Source organism: Cellulomonas septica, from assembly GCF_012396155.1.
Lineage (GTDB): Bacteria > Actinomycetota > Actinomycetes > Actinomycetales > Cellulomonadaceae > Cellulomonas > Cellulomonas septica.
In genome coordinates, this window is sequence record NZ_JAAXOY010000333.1 from 1 (window position 1) to 3,856 (window position 3,856).

At 74.9% G+C, this 3,856-nt stretch carries 5 protein-coding genes; 3 read left to right on the forward strand and 2 right to left on the reverse strand.

Annotated elements, in window-relative coordinates; genetic code table 11:
- Positions 1-41: 41 nt before the first annotated feature.
- Both HGA02_RS12655 and HGA02_RS12660 read right to left on the reverse strand, forming a co-directional pair.
- The gene (locus HGA02_RS12655; RefSeq protein ID WP_343035464.1) at positions 42-1,415 is read right to left on the reverse strand and encodes a GntT/GntP/DsdX family permease; all 1,374 of its coding nucleotides are present in this window, start codon (positions 1,413-1,415) and stop codon (positions 42-44) included.
- A 16-nt stretch (positions 1,416-1,431) separates the two neighbouring features.
- A complete protein-coding gene (locus HGA02_RS12660; protein WP_168679311.1) occupies positions 1,432-1,947 on the reverse strand; it encodes a gluconokinase in 516 nt (171 codons plus the stop codon).
- A gap of 137 nt (positions 1,948-2,084) precedes the next feature.
- Here HGA02_RS12660 and HGA02_RS12665 point away from each other — a divergent pair, with 137 nt between their 5' ends.
- The 3 genes from HGA02_RS12665 to HGA02_RS12675 form a co-directional block, all read left to right on the forward strand.
- Complete coding sequence (locus HGA02_RS12665) at positions 2,085-2,519, forward strand: DUF1905 domain-containing protein (protein WP_168679312.1); 435 nt, start codon at positions 2,085-2,087, stop codon at positions 2,517-2,519.
- A gap of 280 nt (positions 2,520-2,799) precedes the next feature.
- On the forward strand, positions 2,800-3,192 hold the full coding sequence (locus HGA02_RS12670) for a PASTA domain-containing protein (RefSeq protein ID WP_168679313.1): 393 nt from the start codon (positions 2,800-2,802) through the stop codon (positions 3,190-3,192).
- 130 nt (positions 3,193-3,322) lie between these two features.
- Positions 3,323-3,856, forward strand: a 534-nt coding sequence (locus HGA02_RS12675; RefSeq protein ID WP_168679314.1) for a GDSL-type esterase/lipase family protein, incomplete at its 3' end; no start/stop codon positions are given.

Here is a 3,856-nt window from a genome sequence, read left to right on the forward strand (position 1 = left end):
GCACGACCGCCCCGGCCGCTCCCGCCGCGCGCCGTCGGTGCCTACAGCACGAGGCTCAGCAGCAGGACCAGGATCAGCCCGGTCACCGACAGGACGGTCTCCATCAGGGACCACGTCTTGAACGTCTGGCCGACGGTCATCCGGAAGTACTCCTTGACCAGCCAGAACCCGGCGTCGTTGACGTGGCTGAGGAACACGGACCCGGCCCCGATCGCGAGGACGAGCAGGGCGACGTGCGTGGGCGTGAGGTCGGCGGCGAGCGGCGCGACGATGCCCGCGGCGGTGATGGTCGCGACGGTCGCGGACCCGGTGGCGAGGCGGATGAGCACCGCCACGAGCCAGCCGGCGAGCAGCGGCGAGATGGGCGCGTCGGCGAGCGCGTTCGCGATGACGTCGCCGACGCCGGAGTCGACGAGCGTCGCCTTGAACCCGCCGCCGGCGGCGACGATGAGCAGGATCGACGCGATGGGCGCGAACGACCGGTCGACGAGCGTGCTCACCTGCTGACGCGTGCGGCCGAGCGCGGTGCCGAGCACGACGAGCGCGACGAGCGACGTGACGAGCAGTGCGACGAGCGGCGTGCCGAGGAACGCGAGCGCGCGCCCGGCGCCGCTCTCCTCGGCACCCGCGGCCTCGACGACGGTGCGCGCGAGCATGAGGACGACGGGCAGCAGCACGACGGTGAGGGCGGTCGCGAACGCGGGCCGGCGGTGCTCGTCGTCGCGCTCGGCCTCGCCGAGGAAGCGCTCGGGCGCCTCGATCGGGACCCACCGGGCCATGGGGCGCGCGAGGAGCGGGCCGCTGATGATCACCGTCGGGACCGCGACGAGCAGGCCGAGCCCGAGCGTCAGCCCGAGGTCGGCGCCGAGCGCGTCGATCGCGATGAGCGGCCCGGGGTGCGGCGGGACGAGCCCGTGCAGCGCGGACAGGCCCGCGAGCGCGGGGATGCCGACGAGGATCAGGGGCACGCGCGAGCGCCTCGCGACGAGCATGACGACGGGGATGAGCAGGACGACGCCGACCTCGAAGAACAGGGGGATGCCGATGACGAACGCGATGAGCGCCATGGCCCACGGGAGACGGCCGGCCGGGGTGCGCGCGAGGATCGTGTCGACGATCTCGTCGGCCCCGCCGCTGTCCACGAGCAGCTTGCCGATGATGGCGCCGAGCGCGATGAGCAGCCCGACGCCGGCGACCGTCTCCCCCACGCCCTTGACGAAGCTCGCGAACGCGTCGGGATAGGCGATGCCCGCGACGACGGCGAGGACGCCCGAGCCGATGGTGAGGGACAGGAACGGGTGCAGCTTCGCCCAGACGATGAGCACGACGATGACGGCGATGCCGACGACCGCGGCGACGACGAGCCGGACGTCGCTGACGCCCTCGGGTGCGGCGGCGACGAGCGCGTGGAGCACGATGCCTCCCTGCGGGTCAGACGGGTTCGGCGGGGTGGAGCGCGTGCAGCACGCGCTCGACGACGTCGGCGGGCGGGACGTCGACGACGACCGTGACGCCGTCCTCGGCGTCGGTGAGCGGCTCGAGCGTCGCGAGCTGCGACGGGAGCAGCGAGGTCGGCATGAAGTGGCCGGCACGGTGGGCCATGCGGTCGGCGATGAGCTCGCCCGGCCCGGACAGGTGCAGGAAGCGGACCCGCCCGTCGGCGTCCCGCAGGACGTCCCGGTAGGCGACCTTGAGCGCGGAGCAGGTGACGACGGTGTCCTGCCCGTCGCGTGCCCGGGCGGTGAGCCAGTCACGGATCGCGGCGAGCCAGGGCGCGCGGTCGTCGTCGGTCAGCGGGGTCCCGGCGGCCATCTTGGCGACGTTCTCGGGCGGGTGGAACTCGTCGGCCTCGGCGTAGGGGCGTGCGAGCCGTTCCGCGAGCAGCCGGCCGACGGTCGTCTTGCCCGACCCGGCGACTCCCATGACGACGACGTGCTCGACCGGCATCGCTGCCCCCTGGCGACGGTCCGGCGCCGCCGCTGCGCTCGACGGTCCGCGTCGAGCCTCGCACGGCGTGGTCCAGCCCGCAGCGCCAGACGGCCGGGACGCGTGCTCTGCGCGCCGGGGTGTGCCACGGTGGCGCCGTGACCACGTTCCGCACCGTCCTCATCCGCTCCGGCGCCAACAACGTCGGCATCGACGTGCCCGAGGAGGTGGTGCTCGGGCTCGGCGGCGGCAGGCGGCCGCCGGTGGTCGTGACGCTCAACGGCTACACGTACCGCTCGACGGTCGCGCCGATGGGCGGCCGCTTCCTGGTGCCCGTCTCGGCGGCGGTGCGCGCCGCGGCGGGGGTCGCGGGCGACGAGGAGCACGACGTGACGCTCGTGCTCGACGACCAGCCGCGCACGGTCGAGCTGCCGGAGGACCTCGCCGCCGCGCTGGACGCCGCGGGGCTGCGGCCGGCGTTCGACGCGCTCGCACCGTCGCACCGCAAGGAGCACGTCCGCAGCGTCGTCGAGGCGAAGCAGCAGGCGACGCGTGAGCGACGGGTCGCGAAGGTGGTCGACGCGCTGCGCTGACGCCGGGTACGGCACGTCGGGGTCGGCGCGGTGGACTCGTGCCCCGACGACGCCGCAGGTCGGGGCGCCGGGTGTGGCCGAACGCACACGTCGTCGGCCGGGGCATTCGTCCGGACCCGCCCGTTATGCGCGAGACGCGTGTCAGTGGTCGGGCCTACGGTCGTGGAGGACTCGCGAGCCGCCGCTGCGGCCCGCACTCGTGGGGGGATGCCACGACGAGGGGTCTCGTCGTCGTGCCCTCACGCCGGTTGTACCTGCGACTCACCCAGGGGATGGACCCATGAAGCTGCACGCCACCCGCACCCGTCTCGTCGTCGGCGCCGCGACGGCCGCGCTCGCCGCGACGGCCTTCCTCGCCGGCTGCTCGGACTCCGGCTCGGACGACGACGCGACGCCGACCGGCACGAGCGCCGAGGTGACCTCGGGCACGGACGAGGAGGCGTCGGGCACGGTCGAGGTCATCGACCAGACGCACCTGCTCCTCGCGACCGCGCAGGACACGCTCGAGGCCCGCGGCCTCACGGTGGAGACCGTCGACTCGACCGGTCAGGGCCGCACGGTCGACGACCCGACGCTGTGGGTCGTCGTCGCGCAGGACCCGCTGTCCGGCGAGGTCGACGCCGGCACCGTCGTCACGCTGGACGTCCGCCGCACGGACGACCCGGCGTCCTGACACCCGCTCCCGAGGGCGGCCCCCGCAGCACGCGGTGGGCCGCCCTCGGCGTTCCCGCACGCGCCGACGTGCGACGCCGCGCGGGTCGTCACGGCCGGGTGGGGCGGTCAGCGTGTGGTGGGATGCCCCGGTGACGACGACGTTCCTGCGCCCGGGCGACCGGGTCCTGCTCACCGGCGACTCCGTGACGGACTGGGGCCGCGACCGCTCCGACCCGACGAGCCTGGGGCACGGCTACGCGGGGATCGTGGCCGCGCTCGCGGGTGCCCGCCGCCCCGACCTGGCGCTCGAGTTCCTCAACCGCGGGGTCGGCGGCGACACGTCGGCGATGCTGCGGGCGCGGTGGGAGTCGGACGCGCTGGCGCTCGAGCCGCAGGTCGTCTCGGTCCTGGTCGGCATCAACGACACCTGGCGGCGCTACGACTCCGGCGTGCCCACGTCGACCGCCGAGTACGAGGACAACCTCGGCGCGATGCTGTCGTCGGCCGCCGACCGGCTCGGCGCGCGGTTCGTCCTCGTCGAGCCGTTCCTCGTCGCCGTGACCCCGGACCAGCACGCGTGGCGCGGGGACCTCGACCCGCGCATCGCGGTCGTGCGGCGCCTGGCCGCCGAGCACCGGGCGGTGCTCGTGCCCGCCGACGGGCTGTTCGCGGCCGCGGCGGTG